Here is a 22,739-nt window from a genome sequence, read left to right on the forward strand (position 1 = left end):
ACGATTGCGTATCGTCGACGTCGCCGGGACCGGGGCTTCTTCTTCAAACATCGCCGATCTGCGCCGAACTGGACAACTTTGATGCCGACGCGCACACTGCGCGGCATTCCGGGTCGTCCGGACGCAAGCAGTCGGGTGACGTGTGGCAAAGATCCTGGTTCTCCATGGGCCCAATCTCAACCTGCTGGGCTCGCGCGAGCCGCATATCTACGGGCACCTGACCCTGGTCGACATCAACAATCAGCTGGCGGCGCAGGCGCAGGCGGCCGGCCACGAACTGGTCTGGTTCCAGTCCAACGCCGAGCATGAGCTGGTCGGGCGCATCCAGCAGGCACGCGACGACGGCACCGCGCTGATCCTGTTCAACCCCGCCGCGTTCACCCACACCAGCATCGCGCTGCGCGATGCGCTGGCCGCGGTGGCGGTGCCCTTCATCGAGGTGCACCTGTCCAACGTGCATGCGCGCGAGCCGTTCCGCCACCATTCGTACCTGTCGGACATCGCCATTGGCGTGATCTGCGGTTTCGGTGGCGACAGCTACCGGCTGGCGCTGGAAGCGGCGATCCACCGCCTGCAACCCGCCGCGGACGCCTGACCCGGCCGAACTTTCCCAGCCACCCGCCGGTGGCATTCACTGAAACCCCATTCACTGAAACCCAAGGGCTGATCCGATGGATTTGCGCAAAATCAAGAAACTGATCGACTTGCTGGAGGAATCCAACCTCGCCGAGCTGGAGATCAAGGAAGGCGAGGAAGTGGTGCGCCTCTCGCGCGTCCCCAAGGGCACCGCGCCCGTCGCCGCCCCGGTCGCCGTGGCCGCCGCGCCAGCCCCGGTAGTCGCCGCGGCACCGGCGCCCGTCGTTGCCGAAGCCCCCGCCGCCAATGCCCTGCCAGCCGGCAACGTGGTGAAGGCGCCGATGGTAGGCACGTTCTACGCCTCCGCCTCACCCGGCACCCCGGCCTTCGTCAAGGTCGGCCAGCAGGTGAAAGTCGGCGACACGCTGGGCGTGATCGAGGCGATGAAGATGTTCAACCAGATCGAGGCCGAAGTCGCCGGCACGGTGCAGGCGATCCTGATCGAGAACGGCCAGCCGGTGGAATTCGACGAACCGATGTTCGTGATTGCCTGAGTTGCCGGGATTCGGGAATGGGGATTCGGGATTCGTCAGAGCGGCCACATGAGCGCCTGGAAGTATGGCGCGACGCGATGGATCTCGTCGAAGCCGTTTATCGAATCACGGCGGCTTTCCCCGATACCGAACGCTTTACGCTTACTTCCCAGATGCGGCGTGCGGCGATCAGCGTACCGTCGAACATTGCGGAGGGGGCGGCCAGGCGATCCACCGCCGAGTACCTGCGGTTCTTGTCCATGGCTCGCGGTTCGCTCTCGGAACTGGACACCCAGTTGCAAATCGCCGAACGGCTTGCCTATATCGCCGAGAGCCCGGACACCACCGACCTGATCAACCGCGTTTTCGCAAAACTCAACGCGCTTATCCGATCCATCCAAGCCAAGAGAGGTGACTGATGCAACGCCCGGCCCCGCTCTTACGAATCCCAAATTCCGAATCCCGAATCCCATGCTAGAAAAAGTCGTCATCGCCAATCGCGGCGAAATCGCCCTGCGCGTGCTGCGCGCCTGCCACAGTCTGGGTATCAAGACGGTGGCGGTGCATTCCACGGTGGATCGCAACCTGAAGCACGTCGGCCTGGCCGACGAGGCGATCTGCATCGGCCCGGGGCCGTCGGTGGACAGCTACCTCAACATTCCGCGGATCATCGCAGCGGCGGAGATCACCGACGCCCAGGCGATCCACCCGGGCTACGGATTCCTCTCCGAGCGCGCCGATTTCGCCGAGCAAGTCGAGCAGTCCGGCTTCATCTTCATCGGCCCGACCGCGTCGGTGATCCGGCTGATGGGCGACAAGGTGGAGGCGATCCGCGCCATGAAAGCCGCAGGCGTGCCCTGCGTGCCGGGCTCCGGTGGCCCGCTGGACGACAACGTCGAGGAAAGCCTGCGCATCGCCCGCGAGATCGGCTACCCGGTGATCATCAAGGCCTCCGGCGGCGGTGGCGGCCGCGGCATGCGCGTGGTGCGCACCGAGGCGCACCTGGCCAACTCCATCGTGATGACCAAGCAGGAAGCCAAGGCCGCCTTCGGCAACGATCAGGTGTACATGGAGAAGTACCTCGAAAATCCACGCCACGTGGAAATCCAGGTGCTGGCCGACGGCCAGGGCAATGCCATCCATCTGGGCGAGCGCGACTGCTCGATGCAGCGGCGCCACCAGAAGGTGGTCGAAGAGGCCCCCGCGCCCGGCATCACCCCGGAACTGCGCGCCGAGATCGGCAAGGTCTGCACCGATGCCTGCATCCGCATCGGCTACCGCGGCGCCGGCACGTTCGAGTTCCTGTTCGAGGCGGGCAAGTTCTACTTCATCGAGATGAACACCCGCATCCAGGTCGAGCACCCGGTGACGGAGTGGATCACCGGTGTCGATCTGGTGCGCGAGCAATTGCTGATCGCCGGCGGCGAGAAGCTGTCGATCAGGCAGGAAGACATCGTGATCCGCGGCCACGCGATCGAATGCCGCATCAACGCCGAAGACCCGGACACCTTCATGCCCAGCCCGGGCACGGTGAAACGCTTCGAGGCGCCCGGCGGCCCCGGTGTGCGCGTGGACACGCACCTGTACGACGGCTACAAGATTCCGCCCAATTACGACTCGATGATCGGCAAGCTGATCGTGCACGGACCCGACCGCGAAACCGCGATCGCGCGCATGCGGCTGGCGCTGGCCGAGACGGTGATCGAAGGCGTGAAGTGCAACATCCCGCTGCAGCAGCGGATCATGAGCGACGTCGGGTTCCAGCACGGCGGGCAGAACATCCATTACCTCGAAAAACGCATGGCCGAGCAGAAAGAGAAAGCCGCCAGCGGTGCCTGACCACCTGCAGGAGCGCACCCTGTGCGCGATGCCCTTCGTGACGTGACGAAAGGCATCGCGCACAGGGTGCGCTCCTACCCGCCATCGAAGACCTCATGCCTTTCCTCGAACTCTCCCTGGTCGTGCGCACCGAACAGCAACCCCGCGCGGAAGAGGCGCTGGAGGATCTGGGCGCGCTGTCGGTGACGCTGCGCGATGCCAATGCGGAAACGCCTGACGAGCAGGCGATCTTCGAGCCCGGCGTGGGCGAGTTGCCGCTGTGGCCCACGATCACGCTCGATGCATTGTTCGACGAGCACACCGATCGCCGCGGCCTGGGCGCCGCGCTGGGCGAGCTGCTGCCCTGGCTGGAGCCCGACCAGCTCGGCTTCACCGAAGTCGCCGACCAGGATTGGGAACGCGCCTGGATGGACCAGTTCAAACCGATGCCGTTCGGGCGCCGGCTGTGGATCTACCCCTGGAACATCGAACCGCCGACCGACGACGATTTGGTGGTGGTACGGCTCGACCCCGGCCTCGCCTTCGGCAGTGGCACCCATCCCACCACGGCCTTGTGCCTGGAATGGCTGGACGGACTGGAACTGGCCGGCAAGACCGTCACCGACTACGGCTGTGGCTCGGGCATCCTGGCCATCGCGGCGCTGAAGCTGGGCGCCGCCAGCGCGGTCGGCGTGGACAACGATCCGCAGGCGCTGACCGCATCGCGCGACAACGCGGACCGCAACGGCGTGGCCGACCGGCTCGCCCTGTTCCTGCCCGACGATGTGGACGCCGACCCGGCCGACATCTTCGTCGCCAATATCCTGGCCGGCCCGCTCGGCGCGCTGGCGCCCACCTTTGCCGCCGCCGCGAAACCCGGCGCGCCATTCGCCATCTCCGGCATCCTCGACGGCCAGCAGGATGAACTGCTGCAGCGTTACGACGAATGGTTCGACGCGCTGCGCGTGGATATCCGCGAGGGCTGGGTGCGTATCAGCGGCCGACGCCGCTGAGCATGCCGGCTCGGACTCGCTGGCCGCTGCGTTAAGCTTGCGGCTCATCGAACGAAGGCCCCCATGTACACGCAGTGTCCCGCTTGCCTCACCGTGTTTTCGCTGGACGTCGGGACACTGACGCTCGCCGGCGGACAGGTGTCGTGCGGGCATTGCGGCGACACCTTCGACGCGCTCGCCAACCTTGCCGACCAGCTGCCACCGGAGCCGTTCCGGGAACTGCCGCTGCACCCCGACCTTATGCGCCCACCGCTGCTGGAGCTGGCGGTGTATCGCCCGCCGGTGGAGCCGGTCGCGGTCGTCGCGGTCGATACCGTCGGCAGCGCGACGGCCGATGCATCCGGGCCGCAGGCCTTTGCGCCGCGCTTCGCGCGCAACCGGCGCGAGTCGACCGAACGGTTCTGGCCCTGGGTCTTCGCCTGCACCTTCCTGACCTTGCTGCTGGGCAGCCAGTTGGCCTGGGCCAAGCGGGATTTCCTGATCCGCGATCCGCAAAGCGGCCCCTTGCTGCAGCAGATCTGCAACACCCTGCATTGCCAGCTGCCGCTGGTGGCCGCGCCGGGGCAATTGCGACTGCTCGCCAGCAACGTGCAAACCCACCCCAGCGTACGGGGCGCACTGGTGATCAGCCTCGGCGTGCGCAACGACGCCCCCTTCAGCCAGCCCTATCCGGTAGTGGCGCTGACGCTGTCCGATGCACAGGGCAAGCGCGTGGCGATGCGGCGCCTGCAACCGGCCGAATACCTCGATGACCCGCAGGCCGTGCAGCGCGGGCTGGCGCCGGGCAGCCGCACCGCCTTGTTGTTCGAGGTGGAGGACCCGGGCACGCGCGCCGTCGCCTTTGCCTTCGATTTCGAATAGGCGGCATATCCCGTCGCACCAACATGACCGCACATGTCATGCCGAACGCGAACTCTCGCATCAGCACTTAAAATTCCCGCCGCGCGCGGGTAGACTCGGTCCCTTCCCGCATGCGGCACATCAGCATGCATGCGCGCCGCCATCGGCGGAGTCGAAAGAAATATAACCAGCGGCCTATGCAGCCGCGCTTCGCATGCCAGAGGAAACGCTCGTGAACGCCGTCAGACTGCCTGTTGCCGAGGCCGCAAAACAGACCTCGTCGCAGAGTGCTTCGCAAAGCGCGTTGAGCGAGTGCGTCAGTCGCACCGTGCGCCGCTATCTCGCCGACATCGGCGATGCCGAATGCAGCGAGGGCCTGCACGCGATGGTGCTGCGCGAAGTCGAAGGGCCGCTGCTGCGCGAGGTAATGGCGTTCCACGAAGGCAACCAGAGTCGCGCCGCCGCCGCGCTGGGCATCAATCGCGCCACCCTGCGCAAGAAGCTGGCCATCTACGGGCTGCTGTGATCGCGCCATCCCGCGCCGCGTTTCCTCGCTGAAAACCAGGCTATCGTTCAGACGGCTATACTGTGACGTTTTCCCCGCTGGAAAACGTCATGCCCACACCCGATCTCGTCCCCGTCCGCCGCGCCCTGCTCAGTGTTTCCGACAAGAACGGCCTGATCGACCTGGGCCGGCGGCTGAGCGCGCGCGGCGTGGAGCTGCTGTCCACCGGCGGTAGCGCCAGGGCCTTGCGCGAAGCGGGCATCGCCGTGACCGACGTCAGCGACGTCACCGGTTTCCCCGAGATCATGGATGGCCGCGTCAAGACGCTGCACCCGAAAGTGCACGGCGGCCTGCTGGGCCGGCGCGGCACCGACGACGCGGTGATGGCCGAACTGGGCATCGCGCCGATCGACCTGCTGGTGCTGAACCTCTATCCGTTCGAAGCCACCGTGGCCAAGCCCGGCTGCACGCTGGAAGACGCGATCGAGAACATCGACATCGGCGGCCCGGCGATGCTGCGTTCGGCGGCGAAAAACTGGAACGACGTGGGCGTGCTGACCTCGCCCGACCAGTACGCCGACGCGCTGGCCGAGATCGAAAGCGAAGGCGGCCTGCGCCGCGCCACGCGCTTCAAGCTGGCCGTTGCCGCGTTCAACCGCGTGGCCAACTACGGCGGCGCCATCAGCGACTACCTCTCGGGCCTGCAGCTCGATGACGCACACACCGCGGTAGCCGGCCACGCGACCTTTCCGGCGCAAGCCAACGGCCGCCACGAAAAAGTCATGGACCTGCGCTACGGCGAAAACCCGCACCAGCAGGCCGCGTTCTACCGCGACCTGCATCCCGCGCCGGGCACGCTCGCCACGTTCCGCCAGTTGCAGGGCAAGGAGCTTTCGTTCAACAACATCGCCGACGCCGACGCCGCGTGGGAATGCGTGCGCAGCTTCGTGAAGCCGGCCTGCGTGATCGTGAAGCACGCCAACCCCTGCGGTGTCGCGGTGAGCCTGGACGGCATCGGCAAGGCCTACGACCTGGCCTACCAGACCGATCCCACCTCGGCGTTCGGCGGCATCATCGCGTTCAACCGCGAGCTGGACGGCGCCACCGCGCAGGCCATCGTGGAGCGCCAATTCGTTGAAGTGGTGCTGGCGCCGGGCTATGCCGACGATGCGCTGAAAGCGTTCGCGAAGAAGGGCAACGTGCGCGTGCTGGAAATCCCGCCGCCGGCAGATGGCGACCTGCGTGCGCCGCATCCGGGCATGAACGTGAAGCGCGTGGGCTCGGGCCTGCTGATCCAGACCGCCGACACCGGCATGATCGGCGCGGGCGACCTCAAGGTGGTGACCCGGCGCGCGCCCACCCCGGCGCAGATCGACGACCTGATCTTCGCCTGGAAGGTGACCAAGTTCGTCAAGTCCAACGCCATCGTCTACGCCCGCGACCGCCAGACCATCGGCGTTGGCGCCGGCCAGATGAGCCGCGTCTACAGCGCGAGAATCGCCGGCATCAAGGCCGCGGACGAGAAGCTGGAAGTGCGTGGCTCGGTGATGGCGTCCGATGCGTTCTTCCCGTTCCGCGATGGCATCGACGCGGCCGCCGCCGCGGGCATCAGCGCGGTGATCCAGCCCGGCGGCTCGATGCGCGACAGCGAGGTGATCGCCGCCGCCGACGAGCACGACATCGCGATGGTGTTCACCGGCATGCGGCATTTCCGCCACTGAGGGGCAGGCCACTGTGGGAGCGGCTTCAGCCGCGATGCCCTGACACATCGACAGAGGCACCGCGACTGAAGCCGCTCCCACGAGAAGTGCCGCTCACGGGTTGTTGAAGCGTGTCGGTCCAGCATCGGCGTTTCGATGCGGAGACGACCATGCGCTACGAACTCTATTACTGGTCAGGTATCCAAGGCCGCGGCGAATTCATCCGGCTGGCGCTGGAGGATGCGGGCGCCGGTTACCGCGACGTGGCCCGCGACGAGGGCGACGCTGCGATCATGCCGTTCCTGGAAGGCGCGCATCAGGGCGCGCTGCCGTTTGCGCCGCCGTTCCTGAAAGCGGGCCGGTTGGTGATCGCGCAGGTGGCGGAAATCCTGCAATACCTGGGACCACCACTGAACCTGGTGCCGGAAAGCGAGTCGCGCCGGCTGTACGCGCACCAGCTGCAATTGACCATCACCGACGTGGTGGCCGAGATCCACGACAGCCATCACCCCGTGGCCAGCAGCCTCTATTACGAGGACCAGCGCGATGAGGCGGAACGGCGTGCGGAGGACCTGCGCCAGAACCGGCTGCCGAAATTCCTGGGTTATTTCGAGCGCGTACTGGAACGCAACGGCGGCCGGCATGCCTTGCGCGAGTACTCGTACGTCGACCTGTCGCTGTTCCAGTTGATGAGCGGCCTGGACTACGTGTTTCCCCGCGCGATGCAACGGCTGAAGCGTGAGCTGCCTCTGTTGTGCGCATTGAGCCAGCGCGTGGCGCAGCGGCCGCGGGTGGCCGCCTACCTGGCATCGCCACGGCGCCTGGCGTTCAACGAGGACGGCATCTTTCGCCACTACCCGGAACTGGACGACCCGACCTGACCCGAGGTTCAGAACAGCGCGATCACCATCGCACCGGCCACGATCAGCACGCCGCCGACAGCCAGGGGCCAGCTGGGCCGCTCGCCCAGGAACACCAGCCCCAATACGATCGCCAATGCCACGCTGAGCTTGTCGATCGGCGCCACCTTGCTCACCGGGCCGAGTTGAAGCGCGCGGTAGTAGCACAACCACGACAGGCCGGTAGCGATGCCGGACAACACCAGGAACAGCCAGCTGTGCAGCGGCAGGCCGGCGGGTTTGGCCCATTCATGGCGCAGGCTGAGAATGCCGGCGGTGACCAGCAGGATCACCACGGTGCGGATGAAGGTGGCGAGGTTCGAATTGATGCCGACCACGCCGAGCTTGCCAAACAACGCGGTCAGCGCGGCGAACAACGCCGAGCCCAGTGCAAACAGCAGCCAGCTTTCACGCAATGGCATGGCGCGTCTCCGCTTCCACTTGTCGCTCCTGGGCTTGCCCGGTCAGGACGATCAGCGGCCGGTGTCGGCCGGCGTCGAGTCATCCGTGGCCGGCGGGCTCTTGCCCCATTCCAGCACCTTGTACATCACCGGGCGCGTGGGCTTCTGGCCGTGCTCATCCACCAGCCGGCCCTGCGGGTCGACGGTGTAGGTGTGCGGGATGCCGGCTTTCGGCGTCACCACCACCATGTAGAGCTGGCCGTTGCGGCGGTATTCCTGGATGGTGTTGTCGCCCTCCTTGCGTACGGCAACGTCGGGCAGCGCATCGCTGGTGTCTGGCGCCGCGACCACGTTCGCCTGCGTGGACGGCACCGTGTGCGGTTTCAGGTCGAGCGGTTTCTTCGCGGGAGTCGTGGCGTGCACTCCCGGATCGTTGATGCCCGGCGGTGGCAGCGCCTTGGTCGGCGGTGTCTGCGCGAACGCGCTGGCGGCGAACAGCAGGCTGGAGGTGGCCAGCAGGACAGCGGATTTCATGACGGTACCCTCGGTCGGAGCCGGCAGGATAACAGCGCCCATGCCCGCCAACCGTGAAGCGCGGCTGGCCATGCGTGCGAGAATGATCGACCAACGGCCAGCGCGAAGCCGGCCGCCAGCAACGGTTGCCCTGTCATGCCCAAACTTGTCCTGATCGACGGCTCGTCCTACCTGTACCGCGCGTTCCACGCGCTGCCGCCATTGACCAACGAATTCGGCGAGCCCACCGGCGCGCTGTTCGGCGTGGTCAACATGCTGCGCGCCACCTTGCGCGAGGCGCCGGATTACCTGGCGTTTGTCTGCGACGCGCCCGGCCCCACGTTTCGCAACGAGCTGTACGACCAGTACAAGGCCAACCGCCCGTCGATGCCGGACGATCTGCGCGGCCAGGTGCAGCCGATGCTGGCGATCGTGGGCGCGCTGGGCTTTCCCATCCTCTGCGAAAGCGGGGTCGAGGCGGACGACGTGATCGGCACCATCGCGCTGCAGGCGCAGGCGCAAGGCATCGAGGTGGAGATTTCCACCGGCGACAAGGATCTGGCGCAATTGGTCGGCTCGCAGGTAACACTGGTCAACACGATGACCAACACCACCCTGGACACCGCCGGCGTCACCGCGAAATTCGGCGTGCCGCCCGAGCGCATCATCGATTTCCTGGCGCTTACCGGCGACAGCGTGGACAACGTGCCCGGCGTCACCAAGTGCGGCCCCAAGACGGCCGCGAAATGGCTGGCCGAATACGGCTCGCTGGATGGTGTGATGGCCCATGCCGACAAGGTCGGCGGCAAGATCGGCGAATACCTGCGCGATGCGCTGCCGCAGCTGCCGCTGTCGCGCGAGCTGGTCACCATCAAGACCGACGTGCCGCTGCCACTGGCGCCCACCGACCTCACCCTGCGCGAACGCGACACCGATACGCTGCGCGCGCTGTTCACCCGCTACGGTTTCAAGGCGGCGCTGAAGGATCTGGATGCGGAAGCCGGCGGTGGTGATGTAGTAGTCGAAGTGGTGGCGATCACCGCCGCTGCCGAAACACCCGCTGCGTCCGACGCGCCCGATCCTTCACTGTCGCGGCCGGGCGAGTACGAGCTGGTGACCACGCCCGAGCAGTTCGCGATCTGGCTGCAGCGACTGCACGACGCCGAGCTGATCGCGTTCGACACCGAAACCACCAGCATCGACGCGATGCGCGCCGACATGGTCGGCATCAGTTTTTCGGTAGAGCTGGGCAAGGCCTGCTACATCCCGGTGGCGCACGACTACCCCGGCGCGCCCGCGCAGCTCGACCGCGACACCGTGGTGCGCGCACTGAAGCCCATCTTCGAGGACCCGGCCAAGGCCAAGCTGGGCCAGCACGCGAAGTACGACATCAACATCCTGTCGCACTACGGCGTCGCGGTGCAGGGGCTGAAATACGACTCCATGCTTGAGTCCTACATCTGGAACGCCACCGCCACGCGCCACGACATGGACTCGCTGGCGAAGAAATACCTGGGCTACGACACCGTCAAATACGAGGAGGTAGCCGGCAAGGGGGCGAAGCAGATTTCGTTCTCGCAGGTGGACCTGGATACCGCCTGCCGCTACGCCGCCGAGGATGCCGACATCACCTGGCGCCTGCACCACGCGCTGTGGCCGAAGCTGCAGGTGGAACCCAGCCTGCGCCGCGTGTACGAGGACATCGAGATTCCATTGGTGCCCGTGCTGGCGGCGATGGAGCGTCGCGGCGTGCTGATCGACGGCGACGAACTGCGCCGGCAGAGCCAGCAACTGGGCAAGCGCATGCTGGAGTTGCAACGGCAATGCCACGGCTTGGCCGGGCGCGAGTTCAACCTCGATTCGCCCAAGCAACTGCAGGCGATCCTGTTCGACGAACTGGGCCTGCAGGCAAAACTGAAAACGCCGAAGGGTCAGCCGTCCACCAACGAGGAGGCGCTGGAGGCGATCGCGGACATGCATGAATTGCCGCGGTTGATCCTGGAACATCGCAGTCTGGCCAAGCTGCGTTCCACCTACACCGACAAGCTGTCCGGCATCGTCAATCCGCGCACCGGCCGCGTGCACACCAGCTACCACCAGGGCGCGGTGGCGACCGGGCGGTTGTCGTCCACCGACCCCAACCTGCAGAACATTCCGGTGCGCACCGAGGAGGGCCGGCGCATCCGCCAGGCCTTCATCGCACCGCCGGGCTGGAAGGTGATGGCGGCGGATTACTCGCAGGTGGAGTTGCGCATCATGGCCCACCTGTCGGCCGACGAAGGCCTGCTGCGCGCCTTCCGCGAAGGTGGCGACGTGCATCGCGCCACCGCGGCGGAGGTGTTCGGCGTAGCGCCCGAGGAGGTGACCACCAATCAGCGGCGCGCGGCCAAGGCAATCAACTTCGGCCTGATGTACGGCATGAGCGCGTTCGGTCTGGCCCGCGCGCTGGGTGTGGATCGTGGCGAAGCCAGCGATTACATCGGACGTTATTTCACCCGCTATCCCGGCGTGCGCGGCTACATGGACGCCACCCGCGAGAAAGCCCATCGCGATGGCTACGTGGAAACCATCTTCGGCCGCCGGCTGTATCTGGAAAACCTCAACTCGCGCAATCACGGCCTGCGCCAGGGCGCCGAACGCGCCGCGGTGAATGCGCCGATGCAGGGCAGCGCCGCCGACATCATCAAGCGCGCGATGATCGCCATGGCCGCCTGGATCGACGGTCGCGACGACGTGCACATGCTGATGCAGGTGCACGACGAACTGGTATTCGAAGTGCGCGACGACGCCGTGGACACCGTGCGCGCCGCCGTGATCGAGCGGATGTCCGGCGCGGCGGAACTGGACGTGCCGCTGCTGGTGGACGTGGGCGTGGGCAAAAACTGGGACGAGGCGCATTGATGGGCGAGCTGGATTCCGATGGCCTACAACGGCTTGCAGGTTAACGTTCCGTAAGCATGAATCGGCTCTGAATTCTTTCGTCCATCGTGCAACTTTGTCGCCCCGGCGCGTTCCAATCCTTCGGATGCACGCAATGGCATCCACGGTTGGCTCACCTCCCTGAACCACCCGACCGGAATGCGAGCCTCTCCCCTGGGCCTCGCCTTCCCCCGGCCCCGAAGGTCCCCCCTGGCCTTCGGGGCCTTTTTCATGGCGCATCTCCACCTTTCCTGCACACTCTCGGTCGGCATACTCCGCTGCACATCCACAGAGGGGACGTATCCATGCGTATGGGACTGATCATTGCCGGCATCATTCTGCTGATTGCCGGTATCTGGGTAAGCGTGGGCGACGCCAGCTACAAGGACACCGACACGGTGGCGCAGATCGGACCGGCCAAGATCGAAGCCACCCACGACCGTGCCGTACCGCAGTGGGTGGGTATCGCCGGCATCGTGGTCGGCGGCCTGCTGCTGGTGGGCGGCATCGCCAACAAGAAGCGCTGATCTCGCTGACCGCACGAAAACCGCCGCCTTTGCGGCGGTTTTTCGTTTGCGGCGCAGCGCGCCCTTACAATGGCGTGATGGATGTTTCGTACCTGATCGACCCGCTCAACGACGCGCAGCGCGAAGCCGTCTGCGCCCCGCCCGGCCACTACCTGGTGCTGGCCGGCGCCGGTTCCGGCAAGACCCGCGTATTGACCCACCGCATCGGCTGGCTGACCCAGGCCGAGCGGGTGCCGCCATGGGCGATCCTGGCCGTCACCTTCACCAACAAGGCCGCCGGCGAAATGCGCGCGCGGCTGGGCGCGCTGATTCCTGGCGGCACGCAGGGGCTCACCGTGGGTACCTTCCACGGCATCGCCCACCGCCTGCTGCGCCGGCACTGGCGCGAAGCCGGGCTGCCGGACACGTTCCAGATCCTCGACGCCGACGACCAACTGCGGCTGATCAAGCGGGTGATCGCCGGTCTGGGCCTCGATGACGCCAAGTTCCCCGCGCGCCAGGCCAGCTGGCAGATCAACAACTGGAAAGACGAAGGCAAGCGCCCCGACGGCATCGAACACCGCGACCACCCCGTCACCCGCACCTTCGTGCAGATCTACCAGGCCTACGAAGACGCCTGCCGCCGCGCCGGGCTGGTCGACTTCGCCGAGCTGCTGCTGCGCGCGCACGAATTGTGGCTGAAGAATCCCGCGGTGCTGGAGCATTACCAGCAGCGTTGGCGCTACCTGCTGGTGGACGAATTCCAGGACACCAACACGCTGCAATACGCATGGATTCGCGTACTGGCGGGCGCCACCGGCCAGGTGTTCGTGGTGGGCGACGACGACCAGGCGATCTACGGCTGGCGCGGCGCCAAGGTGGAAAACGTGCAGCAGTTCCTGCGCGATTTCCCCGGTGCGCGCACCATCAAGCTGGAGCAGAACTACCGTTCCACCTCCACCATCCTGAAAGCCGCCAACAGCGTGATCCAGCGCAACGGCAGCCGCCTGGGCAAGCAGTTGTGGACAGCCGGCGACGAGGGCGAACGCATCGCGCTGTACGCGGCCTACAACGAGCAGGACGAGGCGCGCTTCGTGATCGAGCGCATCCGCGAATTCATCGCCGAGCACGGCGACGCGAAGGACTGCGCCATCCTGTACCGCTCCAACGCGCAGTCGCGCAACTTCGAGGAGCAACTGGTCCAGCGCAACATCGCCTACCGCGTCTACGGCGGCCAGCGCTTCTTCGACCGCGCCGAGGTGAAGGACGCGCTGGCCTACCTGCGCCTCACCGCCAACCGCCACGACGACGCCGCCTTCGAGCGCGCGGTGAACACACCCACCCGCGGCATCGGCGATCGCACGTTGGACGTCCTGCGTCACCGCGCCCGCCGCGAGGACGTGTCGATGTGGGAGGCCGCACTGATGGAACTGGGCAGCGGTGGCCTCGCCGGGCGTGCGAAGAATGCGGTGAAGGCGTTCCTCGCCCTCATCGACGAAATGGCGCGCACCTTCAATCCCGCCGGGACCAGCTCCCTCTCCCCCGGCACCGTCGGGGGAGAGGGTCGGGGTGAGGGGGCGCTTTCCGCCGCGGCGCCGTCAGATCAAGAGCCCCCCTCACCCTACCCTCTCCCCCGAGCAAGCTCGGGGGAGAGGAATGAAGAAAGCCTCGCCCTCGCCGAACAGATCGACCACGCCATCATCCACAGCGGCCTGCGCGACTTCTACGAAAAAGACAGCCGCGGCAATGGCGAGGCCCGCGTCGAAAACCTCGACGAGCTGGTCAACGTGGCCAGCCGCTTCGAACGCACCGACGAGGACAATGAACTGGGACTCAGCGAGCTTTCCGCGTTCCTGGCGCACGCCACGCTGGAAGCCGGCGAACACCAGGGCGAGGCCGGCGACGACTGCGTGCAGCTGATGACGCTGCACTCGGCCAAGGGACTGGAATTCCCCGTGGTGTTTCTGGTCGGCATGGAAGAAGGCCTGTTTCCCAGCCAGCGCTCGGTGGACGACGAGGGCCGGCTGGAGGAGGAGCGTCGCCTGGCCTACGTGGGCATCACCCGCGCCCGCGAAAAACTCATCGTCAGCCACGCCGAATCGCGGCGCATGCACGGCACCGAAATGCTGGCGCGGCCCTCGCGCTTCCTGGGCGAGATGCCCGCCGAACTGATCGACGAAGTCCGCCCACGCGTCCACGTGACGCGTCCGATGTTCGCCGGCCGCCCCAACGAAGTGTCCTCGTCACTGGAAGAATCGCCACCGGTAAAACTGGGCCAGCGTGTGAGCCACCCCAGCTTCGGCGAAGGCGTGGTGATCAGCGCCGAAGGCAGCGGCGCGCACACGCGGCTGCAGGTGAATTTCGAGGCGGGCGGCAGCAAGTGGCTGGTGGCTGCCTACGCCAACCTCACGGCGCTGTAGCGCCCTTCGGGAAAACGCCGTTCGCAGAGCGGCAAACGGCGGATTTGTTCCGACCTGATCGCCCGGGCCACCTTGTCCCGATGCGTGATGTCGCCGACGATGGTTTATTCACACCGCGCGTGCAAGACTGCGTCGCACGGTGTCACGCCAAGGGGATGTACATGCACAGCGCAACCGTCGGCACGGCGTTCCGGATTTTCAGTTATGTGGTGTTGCTGCTGATGGTGAGTGCCATCTGCTACGCGGCTTTCATCACCTTGAAATACTGGTCCGGCATCAGCGTGTAAGGGAGAGGTCATGAACAAGCGACAGACCCGACTGTTCGCCATTGGCGGCAGCGTGCTCGCAGCGTTGCTGTTCCTGGGCATGACCCTGGACAGCCATCGCCAGTTTCCCAAACTGACCAACGCGCAGAACATCTCGCCCGAGGTCACCCTGGGCAACAAGGTGTGGCACGCCAACAACTGCATCAACTGCCATACCTTGTTCGGCGAGGGCGCCTATTACGCGCCGGACCTGACCAAGATCACCCAGTTGCGCGGCGAGGCCTACCTGCGCGCGTACCTGCACGATCCGGCGAAGTTCTACGACGAGCAGAAAGTGCGCCGGCTGATGCCGAAGCAGGATTTGAGCGACGCCGACATCACCGGCCTGATCGCGTTCCTGGACTGGGTCAGCAAGGTCGACAACCAGGGCTGGCCGCCGCGGCCGTTGCTGGTCAGCGGATCGTCGCTGCCGGGCATGGCGATGACCGCCGCGCAGCAAGGCTCCACCACCGGGACGGCCGCAACGGGGCCGGCGGACACCCGCCCCACCACGTCGGGCGACAACCCGATCGCGCAGGGCGAGTCGCTGTTCCATTCCGCCTCGCCGCCGTGCGCGGCCTGCCATTCCATCGCGCCGGGCGTGAACATGGCCGGCCCCTCGTTGGCGGGCATCAGCGCGCTCGCGGAGAAGGCCCTGGCCTCGGGCACGTACAAGGGTGAGGCGAAGAACGCCAAGGAATTCATCCACGAGTCGATCGTGCATCCCAGCGCGTACCTGGAACCGGGCGACATGTATTCGGCCGCCGGCACTTCGTTCATGCCCGACACCTACGCCACGTCGCTGACACCCGAACAGGTCGATCAACTGGTCGATTATCTGTCCACCTTGAAGTAATCGCGCCACTGCGCTGCGCGCCTTGCGCGACAGCAGCAAGCGAGCGCGGGATTCCGCACACCGATTCGACGGAGAGCGCCATGCGTTACAAATCCCAGTCAGTGGCTTATTGGTATTTCGCGGTGGCGATGGCGCTGTTCGGCCTGCAACTGGTGTTCGGCCTGCTCTCGGCGGCCAAGTACCTGGGGCCCGATCCACTGTTGTACATCCTGCCGTTCGACGTCACCAAGATGATCCACACGAACCTGCTGATCGTGTGGGTGCTGACCGGTTTCATGGGCGCCACATACTGGATGGTGCCGGACGAATCGCGCACTGAGCTGTACAGCGTAAAGCTCGCGATCTGGCAGCTGGTGCTGTGGACGGCGATGGGGCTGGCCACGATCTTCGGCTACTTCTTCCGTTATGGCACCGGCAACAAGCTGCTGGAACAACCGCTGCCCTCGAAGATCATCATCGTCGTGGTGATGCTGATGTTCCTCTACAACATCTTCATGACGATCAAGCGCTCCGGCCGTTTCACCACCACCGAAGGCGTGCTGATCGGCGGCCTCGGCCTGGCGGCGGTGCTGTATCTGCCCGCCTTGCTGCACTACGAAAACTACGTGATATCGATCTTCTACCGCTGGTGGACCATCCATCTGTGGGTCGAGGGCGTGTGGGAAATGATCCAGGGCGGCTTCCTCGCCTACCTGCTGATCCGCCTGTCCGGCGCCGACCGCGAAGTGATGGAGAAGTGGCTGTACGTGATCGTCGGCCTGGTGTTCATCGCCGGCATCATCGGCACCGCGCATCACTACTATTGGGTCGGCGTGCCGCACTACTGGTTGCCGATCGGCGGCGTCTTCAGCGCGCTGGAACCGGTGGCGCTGGTCGGCATGGCGGTGTACGCGTATTCGGCGATCCGCCGCTCGGGCCTGCAGCACCCCAACGTGCTGGCGCTGCATTGGACCGTAGGCAGCGCAGTGTTCACCTTGTTCGGTGCCGGACTGCTCGGCCTGGCGCACACCTTCCCCAGCGTCAACAAATGGACGCACGGCACCATGATTACCGCCATGCACGGCCACGCGGCGTTCTACGGCGCCTACGCCATGATCGTGCTGGCGATGATCACCTATGCGCTGCCGTCCCTCACTTCCGGCCGCCGCGAGCAGGGTTCGCCGGTGGGCTACTGGGCGTTCTGGATGCAGCTTGGCGGCATGTTCGGCATGACGCTGTCGTTCGGCACCGCCGGCATCGCGCAGGTGTATCTGGAGCGCATCCTGGGCCTGGGCTATCTCGACACGCAGCTGAAGATCCAGATCCACTTCGTCATGCTGATCGCCACGGCCACGGTGTTCACCATCGGCGTAGGGCTGTTCATCTTCGATTTCTTCCGCTACCCGCCGCGTTTCGCGGTGAGCGCCGAGCCGGAACTGAAGCCACGCGGCGTGGCCGATGCCTGAACCGGACGCAGGTCTGCATGGCGCAGCGGCGGCAGCCGGCGGGGTCGCTGCCACCGAGCCGTTCTACCTCCCTGCCGGCAACGAGGTGGCGCTGTTCGAGCAATGCCACGCGCGGCAGCTGGCGGTCATGCTCAAGGGCCCGACCGGTTGCGGCAAGACCCGCTTCATCGAGCACATGGCGTGGCGGCTTGGCCGCCCGCTGGTCACCATTGCCTGCCACGACGATCTCAGCGCCAGCGACCTGATCGGCCGCTTTCTGATCCGTCACGACGGCACCGCATGGCAGGACGGTCCACTGACGCGCGCCGTGCGCGAAGGCGCGATCTGCTACCTCGACGAGGTGGTGGAAGCGCGCCAGGACACGGTCGTCGTGTTGCATCCGTTGACCGACTACCGGCGCATGCTGCCGATCGACAAGACCGGCGAAACGATCGAAGCCGCGCCCGGCTTTCAACTGGTGGTGTCGTACAACCCCGGCTACCAGCGCATGCTGAAGGACCTGAAACCAAGCACGCGGCAGCGCTTCGTGGCGCTGGATTTCGATTTCCCGCCGCTGGATACCGAGGTCGCCATCGTCGAGCGCGAAGGCGCCGCCAACCACGCGACGGCGCATGCGCTGGTCACCTTGGGCCGGCGCTTGCGCGGTCTGCAGGATCGCGGCCTGGCCGAAGTACCCAGCACGCGGCTGCTGATCGCTGCCGCGCGGCTGATCGCCAGCGGCATCCCCGAGCGTGATGCCTGCATGGCAGCGATCGTCTCGCCGCTGTCGGACGAGGCAACCCTGGTCGGCGCCATGCACGACCTGGTGGACGCCAGCTTCATCTGATCGCGCAAACGCGCGCCGGAGCCACCCATGGCCGAAGCCGAAGATGTCATCGTCGATGCCGCGCGCCACGCCACCATCTACGCGCGTGCGCTGTGGCGGCGCTACCGGCCCGTCCCAACCCAGACGCCACCGCTGGCGTTGGCCGATGTGGCGCCCCGGCTCGACCTGTTGATCGCCGCATTGTGCGGCCATGGCTTGCGGTTGCGCGTCGCCCAACCGCCGACGCCGCCATCGTTTCTTGCCCTGGCCCTGCGCCATCGCCACGGGCCGGTCCATCGCTGCGCGCTGCCGGCCACGGATGACCAGGCCATCTGGCTGCCGGCAAACTTCGGCACGCTGGGCGCAGCGGAGGCGCGGCAGCGCTACCGCATGCTGGCCTTGCGGCAAGCCATGCGCGCCATGCGCGGCAGCGCGACGCATGCACCCACGACAAATGATGCGCTGCTGCGCGACCTGTACCTGTTGTGCGAGGCCGATGCCGCCGACCACGACCTCGCGCTGGCCCTGCCCGGCATCGTCGGAGCGCTCGCCGCGCTGCGCAGCGCGGCGCTGGCGGCGCGACCAACACTCACTGTCCTGCCCTCCGTATTGCGTCCGCTGGAGGCGGTGCTGCAAGGCGTGCTCGCTGCCGCGCGCGGCCCGGAGCTCGAGCCGGTGTGCGGCACGCCCGCCGACTCCCTCGCCCGCGCACAGCGGCTCGCGGCCGGGCTACGCGCCGCCGCGCACGGCCGCGACTTCGGCCCGCATCCGCTTCTCAAGGACTTGTGGACCGGCGAGCTTCTCATTCCGGCAGCGCCGCCCGTCGCGGCTGCCGATGCGGCTGGCGCCACCCACCCAACGCACGAAACACCGCGCAGTGCGCATTTGCCGCGCCGCCCCGACGTCCGCCAGCCGGACGACGACGAGCAGGAAGACCGCCCCGGCGCGTGGATGGTGCAGACGGCGCAGCCGCACGAACAGGCGGAGGATCCGCACGGCCTGCAGCGCCCGACCGATCGCGATGACGACACCGCCGCGGACGAGTACGCCGACGCCCTGTCCGAATTGCCCGAGGCGCGTTTGCTGACGCGTCCGGGGCAGCCCAGGGAAATCCTGCTTTCCGACGACGCGCCAACACCCGCGGCCCATGCACCCGCGAGCGCGACGGTGTCGGCCGACGACGCGCTGGCGTACCCCGAATGGGATTACCGCCTCAAGGCCTATCGCCCGCGCGGTGTCACCGTGCACTGCCTGGCGGCCGCGGCCGGCGCGCAGTCATGGGTGGACGCCTCGCTCGACGCGCACCGTGGCATGCTGCATGACATTCGCCGCCGTTTCGAACTGTTGCGCGCGCGCCGCGTGCAGGTGCACCGGCAACTGGACGGCGACGACATCGACCTGGAAGCGTGGATCGAAGGCCAGGCCGACTACCGTGCCGGCCTGCCGCTGTCGCAGCGCCTGTATCGGGGTGAGCGCCGGGTACAGCGCGACATGGCGGTAATGCTGCTCATCGACGTCAGCGGCTCCACCGACAGTTGGGTCGCCGGCAATCGCCGCATCATCGACGTGGAGCGCGAGGCACTGCTGCTGGTGTGCATTGCGCTGGAAGGCCTGGGCCAGCCCTACGCCGTGCAGGCGTTTTCCGGCGAGGCCGCGCAGGGCGTCGTTTTGCGCGCGGTCAAGCATTTCGACGAACCGTACGGCCCTGCCGTGGCGCTGCGCATTGCCGGGCTGGAGCCGGAAAACTACACGCGCGCCGGCGCCGCCATGCGCCATGCCACCGCGCTGCTGATGCGCCAGGACGCGCGTCACCGGCTGCTGCTGCTGCTGTCCGACGGCAAACCCAACGACGTCGACCAATACGAGGGCCGCTACGGCATCGAGGATCTGCGTCAGGCAGTGGTCGAAGCGAAACTGCAGGGCGTCTCACCGTTCTGCCTGACCATCGATCGCCAGGCAGCGAACTACCTGCCCTTCGTGTTCGGCGCCAACCAATACGCGCTGCTACCGAAACCCGAACTGCTGCCGACGGTGCTGCTCGACTGGTTACGCCGATTGGTCGGCCACTGAGCCTGGCGACATGCGCCCACGCCGGATCCGTGTCGCCGCCACTTACTCCCGCAATCGCGGCACGCCATGTACATCCCGCTCCTCGACCGCCGTCGGGTGGGTGTCGGGGTAGGCCGGGTTGGCGGTTTGCGGCAGCGGCGCCGCGGTCTCGCCGCGGGCCGTGGCCAGCGCGTTGCGATAGCAGCGTTGCGCATTGGTGAAGTCGCCCTGCCCCGCGAATGCGTCGCCGGAGGCTTCCCATGCGGCACCGCTCGGGGCGAGCGCCAGCGAGCGATTCAGGTATTGATGCGCCTTGCCCCACAGCTTCAGGCGCACGCACATGCGACCCAGGGTGAGCAGCAGGTTCGCGTCGTTCGGGTGCGCGTCCAGCCAGCCCTCGGCGCGATGCAGGCGCGCCTCGATGTCCTCGCCGGCCAAGGCGCCGTAGGTTTCGATCAGCAATGGCGACCATTCGCGGCGCAGCGCGGATTCCACTTCGTCCATGGCCGGCAAGGTCAGGCCGAAGGCGGCGGCGCGGCGTGCATAGGCGTCGATGATGGCGGGCACGCGGCGCTGTGCCTTGGGCAGTTGCGACCACAGTGCATTGAGCGTGGCGCCATCGGCAGCGGCGTTGATGGTGGCGGACAGCACCTGGATTTCCAGCGCGGCGTAACCGCGCGCGCCCAGGGCGGCGCTCTTCTGCAATGGCGTCAGCGCATCACGGGCACGGCGCAGGTCGCCGCTGGCCAGCGCGGCCAGCGCCAGTTCGCGCCACCCGGCCGGCGCCAGGCTGCCCTTGTCCGCCTCGGGCGCCAGCAGGGCCAGCGCCTCGGACGACTTGCCTTCGCGGCGCAACACGCGGGCCCGCAACACGCGTGCCGCCTGCGGCGCCGACTGCGCCGCCTGGTTGAGCGCCTCCAGCGCGCGCCCGTGTTCGCCCCGGCGTGAGGCAGCCTCGGCGGACGCCAACAGGGCCGGGCCGCGCACGCTGGGCAGACGCGAGGCGCGGTTCAGATCGCGCTCGGCGTCGCCATGGCGGCCCTCGAAAAGGGCGATGAGACCTTCACCCAGACGCTGCTGGCTGAGCCGCCGATGGCGCCGCGAGAGCGCGCCGAACGGCCAGCGCAGCAGTCGCCACGCAAGACTGAGCAAGGCCCACGCCAGTACCAGAATGACCACGGCGGCGACCACCGTGGTTTCCACCCGCCAGCCGCGCAGGCGCAGCAGGACGTAGCCGGGATCTTCGGCAATCCAATGCCAGCCGAAGGCGGCCAGCGCCGCCACGACCACCAGCAGCAGGACCCAGCGCCAGAGCTTCATCGCCGCGCTCCGCCCGCCGCGGCGCTGCCCGAGCGCGCCGGTACCGCGTTGCTGGCCGCATGGGCGGGGCCACTGCCGCCCGCATTCAACGCATGCACGGCGCGCAGGTTGTGCAACTCGATCAGCGCCGCGCCCAGCACCACCTCGTCGCCAGCAGGTCGCGCGGCGATGAGCTTCTTGATGGTGGCTCGCGCCTGCTGCACGGCATTGGCATCGGGGTCGAACCAGGTGGACAGGCTGGCGTCCACCCGCTGCAACGCCTCGGCGTAGGCCTTGCCGTCATGGGCCAGCAGGGCCGCTTGCGCCTGGGCCAGGTCGATCGCGGTCAGCTCGCGCGCAAAGCGCGCGTCGGCCACGGCCAGCGGGGCACCGTTGTCGCGCTGCACGCTGACCACGCTGGCAAGCGCACGACCGATGCGTGCCCAGCCATCCGCCGCCGGCGCCGAGGCGGCGGTATCCAACGGTTTCAGCGGCAGCTGGGTGAACGTGCCGCGCAAGGCATTCAACTGCTGCAGGGTGCTGGTCAGATCGACCGGCTGGCTCTTGGCCAGCGCGTCGCGCTCGGCATCGATGCTCTGGCGCAGGCCGGTGAAAGCGCCATCGTCCACGCCCGCCAGGGTCTGGTCGGCCAGCGTGTACGCGGCGGCCGCACCTTGCGCGTCATGGAACAGGGTGTAGCGCTCGCTGGCCATCCGCAGCAGCGACTCGGTTTCGTCCAGCAGCATGGCGTCATGGCCGGACAGGCTCTTTTCGGCCAGCTGCGCCACCGCGTCCTCCAGGTGCCGCGTGCGCTGGGCCTGGCTGAGCAGGCTTTCGCGCAGTGACTGGTTGACCTGCGCCGCCTCGTTGAGGCGATGGTCGACGCTGCCGCGCTCGCCGCTGATGGTGGCCACGGTGGTCTCCAGCGCATCGATGCGCTGGGTCAGCGCCGCGGCGCCGCGGCGGCTGGCGTCGCTGCCCTGCTCCTGTTGCCACTGCCGCCAGCCCACATACGCGGCCACGGCGATGGCGACCAGCGCCAGCAGGATCGCCAGCGCCAGCATGCCGCCACCGGGGCGCGCGGGGCGCGCGGCGGCGGGAGTTCGGGCGGGGCGTGCCGGCACGGGGTCGGGGCGGGAATCGCCGGGCACAATCGGTTCGTCTGGAGTGGTCATAACGGCATGCTAAGAGGCTGGAAGAGAGAAAGCGAGCGAGGATGAAGCGCGAAACGCCGCACGTTTTTTCGACGTGGAAGGGTGGCGGATCGACGGCCCGGCAACACACCGCGCGCCATCGCTACCGCCAGCGACCTTAACCTGTCAGCCTGGCGACCCGGC

21 protein-coding genes are annotated in these 22,739 nt (G+C 67.1%); 17 read left to right on the top strand and 4 right to left on the bottom strand.

Translation table 11 applies throughout. The features are described from left to right. Positions 1–142 precede the first annotated feature (142 nt). From aroQ to UU9_RS09495, 9 genes are all read left to right on the top strand, one after another. Positions 143–595: a type II 3-dehydroquinate dehydratase gene (aroQ, locus tag UU9_RS09455; protein WP_007081525.1), complete on the top strand. Its 453-nt coding sequence runs from the start codon at positions 143–145 to the stop codon at positions 593–595. 76 nt (positions 596–671) lie between these two features. Next, complete coding sequence (accB, locus tag UU9_RS09460; RefSeq protein ID WP_007081526.1) at positions 672–1,130, top strand: acetyl-CoA carboxylase biotin carboxyl carrier protein; 459 nt, start codon at positions 672–674, stop codon at positions 1,128–1,130. Between the two features lie 17 nt (positions 1,131–1,147). Further along, entirely contained in the window at positions 1,148–1,528 is a 381-nt protein-coding gene (locus UU9_RS09465; protein WP_007081527.1) for a four helix bundle protein, read from the top strand. A gap of 52 nt (positions 1,529–1,580) precedes the next feature. Next, entirely contained in the window at positions 1,581–2,948 is a 1,368-nt protein-coding gene (gene accC, locus UU9_RS09470) for an acetyl-CoA carboxylase biotin carboxylase subunit (RefSeq protein ID WP_007081528.1), read from the top strand. A gap of 95 nt (positions 2,949–3,043) precedes the next feature. Then, positions 3,044–3,940: a 50S ribosomal protein L11 methyltransferase gene (prmA, locus tag UU9_RS09475; RefSeq protein ID WP_007081529.1), complete on the top strand. Its 897-nt coding sequence runs from the start codon at positions 3,044–3,046 to the stop codon at positions 3,938–3,940. Positions 3,941–4,003: 63 nt separating this feature from the next. Next, positions 4,004–4,801 (top strand): zinc-ribbon and DUF3426 domain-containing protein, encoded by a 798-nt coding sequence (locus tag UU9_RS09480; RefSeq protein WP_007081530.1) that lies wholly within the window; start codon positions 4,004–4,006, stop codon positions 4,799–4,801. A gap of 211 nt (positions 4,802–5,012) precedes the next feature. Continuing rightward, positions 5,013–5,306 (top strand): helix-turn-helix domain-containing protein, encoded by a 294-nt coding sequence (locus UU9_RS09485; RefSeq protein ID WP_007081531.1) that lies wholly within the window; start codon positions 5,013–5,015, stop codon positions 5,304–5,306. A gap of 89 nt (positions 5,307–5,395) precedes the next feature. Next, a complete protein-coding gene (gene purH / locus UU9_RS09490; RefSeq protein ID WP_007081532.1) occupies positions 5,396–7,006 on the top strand; it encodes a bifunctional phosphoribosylaminoimidazolecarboxamide formyltransferase/IMP cyclohydrolase in 1,611 nt (536 codons plus the stop codon). Positions 7,007–7,155: 149 nt separating this feature from the next. Then, positions 7,156–7,866 (top strand): glutathione S-transferase, encoded by a 711-nt coding sequence (locus tag UU9_RS09495; protein ID WP_007081533.1) that lies wholly within the window; start codon positions 7,156–7,158, stop codon positions 7,864–7,866. 8 nt (positions 7,867–7,874) lie between these two features. Here the strand turns inward: UU9_RS09495 and UU9_RS09500 are convergent, their stop codons facing one another. Both UU9_RS09500 and UU9_RS09505 read right to left on the bottom strand, forming a co-directional pair. Continuing rightward, the gene (locus UU9_RS09500) at positions 7,875–8,306 is read right to left on the bottom strand and encodes an EamA family transporter (RefSeq protein ID WP_007081534.1); all 432 of its coding nucleotides are present in this window, start codon (positions 8,304–8,306) and stop codon (positions 7,875–7,877) included. A 51-nt stretch (positions 8,307–8,357) separates the two neighbouring features. Next, a complete protein-coding gene (locus UU9_RS09505; RefSeq protein ID WP_007081535.1) occupies positions 8,358–8,819 on the bottom strand; it encodes a DUF2782 domain-containing protein in 462 nt (153 codons plus the stop codon). A gap of 135 nt (positions 8,820–8,954) precedes the next feature. On the opposite strand from UU9_RS09505, the gene polA reads away from it, so the two are divergent. From polA to UU9_RS09545, 8 genes are all read left to right on the top strand, one after another. After that, positions 8,955–11,699 carry a DNA polymerase I gene (polA, locus tag UU9_RS09510; protein ID WP_007081536.1) on the top strand — a complete coding sequence of 915 codons (2,745 nt, stop codon included), beginning with the start codon at positions 8,955–8,957 and terminating at the stop codon, positions 11,697–11,699. A 323-nt stretch (positions 11,700–12,022) separates the two neighbouring features. After that, the gene (locus UU9_RS09515) at positions 12,023–12,244 is read left to right on the top strand and encodes a hypothetical protein (protein WP_040670714.1); all 222 of its coding nucleotides are present in this window, start codon (positions 12,023–12,025) and stop codon (positions 12,242–12,244) included. A 77-nt stretch (positions 12,245–12,321) separates the two neighbouring features. After that, positions 12,322–14,643, top strand: a complete 2,322-nt coding sequence (locus UU9_RS09520) for a 3'-5' exonuclease (protein ID WP_007081538.1) — start codon at positions 12,322–12,324, stop codon at positions 14,641–14,643. A 161-nt stretch (positions 14,644–14,804) separates the two neighbouring features. Further along, entirely contained in the window at positions 14,805–14,930 is a 126-nt protein-coding gene (locus tag UU9_RS18505) for a hypothetical protein (protein WP_272941975.1), read from the top strand. Between the two features lie 10 nt (positions 14,931–14,940). Beyond that, entirely contained in the window at positions 14,941–15,804 is an 864-nt protein-coding gene (locus UU9_RS09530) for a c-type cytochrome (protein WP_007081539.1), read from the top strand. A gap of 80 nt (positions 15,805–15,884) precedes the next feature. Next, positions 15,885–17,249 carry a cbb3-type cytochrome c oxidase subunit I gene (locus tag UU9_RS09535; RefSeq protein WP_007081540.1) on the top strand — a complete coding sequence of 455 codons (1,365 nt, stop codon included), beginning with the start codon at positions 15,885–15,887 and terminating at the stop codon, positions 17,247–17,249. Next, complete coding sequence (locus UU9_RS09540) at positions 17,242–18,075, top strand: CbbQ/NirQ/NorQ/GpvN family protein (RefSeq protein ID WP_007081541.1); 834 nt, start codon at positions 17,242–17,244, stop codon at positions 18,073–18,075. The genes UU9_RS09535 and UU9_RS09540 overlap by 8 nt, the downstream gene beginning before the upstream one ends. A 27-nt stretch (positions 18,076–18,102) precedes the next feature. After that, the gene (locus tag UU9_RS09545) at positions 18,103–20,124 is read left to right on the top strand and encodes a nitric oxide reductase activation protein NorD (protein ID WP_007081542.1); all 2,022 of its coding nucleotides are present in this window, start codon (positions 18,103–18,105) and stop codon (positions 20,122–20,124) included. A 42-nt stretch (positions 20,125–20,166) separates the two neighbouring features. On the opposite strand, the gene UU9_RS09550 is transcribed toward UU9_RS09545, so the two are convergent. Then, positions 20,167–21,423, bottom strand: a complete 1,257-nt coding sequence (locus UU9_RS09550; protein ID WP_007081543.1) for a heme biosynthesis HemY N-terminal domain-containing protein — start codon at positions 21,421–21,423, stop codon at positions 20,167–20,169. Then, complete coding sequence (locus UU9_RS09555) at positions 21,420–22,577, bottom strand: uroporphyrinogen-III C-methyltransferase (RefSeq protein WP_040670717.1); 1,158 nt, start codon at positions 22,575–22,577, stop codon at positions 21,420–21,422. The genes UU9_RS09550 and UU9_RS09555 overlap by 4 nt, the downstream gene beginning before the upstream one ends. Positions 22,578–22,739 lie beyond the last annotated feature (162 nt).

It is taken from the genome of Rhodanobacter fulvus Jip2 (assembly GCF_000264315.1).
Taxonomy (GTDB): domain Bacteria; phylum Pseudomonadota; class Gammaproteobacteria; order Xanthomonadales; family Rhodanobacteraceae; genus Rhodanobacter; species Rhodanobacter fulvus.

Excerpts from the sequence above, each read along its gene's own strand:
- accB (WP_007081526.1), top strand. The coding sequence starts at position 672 with ATGGATTTGCGCAAAATCAAGAAACTGATCGACTTGCTGGAGGAATCC.
- UU9_RS09465 (WP_007081527.1), top strand. The coding sequence starts at position 1,148 with ATGGGGATTCGGGATTCGTCAGAGCGGCCACATGAGCGCCTGGAAGTA.
- accC (WP_007081528.1), top strand. The coding sequence starts at position 1,581 with ATGCTAGAAAAAGTCGTCATCGCCAATCGCGGCGAAATCGCCCTGCGC.
- prmA (WP_007081529.1), top strand. The coding sequence starts at position 3,044 with ATGCCTTTCCTCGAACTCTCCCTGGTCGTGCGCACCGAACAGCAACCC.
- UU9_RS09480 (WP_007081530.1), top strand. The coding sequence starts at position 4,004 with ATGTACACGCAGTGTCCCGCTTGCCTCACCGTGTTTTCGCTGGACGTC.
- purH (WP_007081532.1), top strand. The coding sequence starts at position 5,396 with ATGCCCACACCCGATCTCGTCCCCGTCCGCCGCGCCCTGCTCAGTGTT.
- UU9_RS09495 (WP_007081533.1), top strand. The coding sequence starts at position 7,156 with ATGCGCTACGAACTCTATTACTGGTCAGGTATCCAAGGCCGCGGCGAA.
- UU9_RS09500 (WP_007081534.1), bottom strand. The coding sequence starts at position 8,306 with ATGCCATTGCGTGAAAGCTGGCTGCTGTTTGCACTGGGCTCGGCGTTG.
- UU9_RS09505 (WP_007081535.1), bottom strand. The coding sequence starts at position 8,819 with ATGAAATCCGCTGTCCTGCTGGCCACCTCCAGCCTGCTGTTCGCCGCC.
- polA (WP_007081536.1), top strand. The coding sequence starts at position 8,955 with ATGCCCAAACTTGTCCTGATCGACGGCTCGTCCTACCTGTACCGCGCG.
- UU9_RS09515 (WP_040670714.1), top strand. The coding sequence starts at position 12,023 with ATGCGTATGGGACTGATCATTGCCGGCATCATTCTGCTGATTGCCGGT.
- UU9_RS09520 (WP_007081538.1), top strand. The coding sequence starts at position 12,322 with ATGGATGTTTCGTACCTGATCGACCCGCTCAACGACGCGCAGCGCGAA.
- UU9_RS18505 (WP_272941975.1), top strand. The coding sequence starts at position 14,805 with ATGCACAGCGCAACCGTCGGCACGGCGTTCCGGATTTTCAGTTATGTG.
- UU9_RS09530 (WP_007081539.1), top strand. The coding sequence starts at position 14,941 with ATGAACAAGCGACAGACCCGACTGTTCGCCATTGGCGGCAGCGTGCTC.
- UU9_RS09535 (WP_007081540.1), top strand. The coding sequence starts at position 15,885 with ATGCGTTACAAATCCCAGTCAGTGGCTTATTGGTATTTCGCGGTGGCG.
- UU9_RS09540 (WP_007081541.1), top strand. The coding sequence starts at position 17,242 with ATGCCTGAACCGGACGCAGGTCTGCATGGCGCAGCGGCGGCAGCCGGC.
- UU9_RS09545 (WP_007081542.1), top strand. The coding sequence starts at position 18,103 with ATGGCCGAAGCCGAAGATGTCATCGTCGATGCCGCGCGCCACGCCACC.
- UU9_RS09550 (WP_007081543.1), bottom strand. The coding sequence starts at position 21,423 with ATGAAGCTCTGGCGCTGGGTCCTGCTGCTGGTGGTCGTGGCGGCGCTG.
- UU9_RS09555 (WP_040670717.1), bottom strand. The coding sequence starts at position 22,577 with ATGACCACTCCAGACGAACCGATTGTGCCCGGCGATTCCCGCCCCGAC.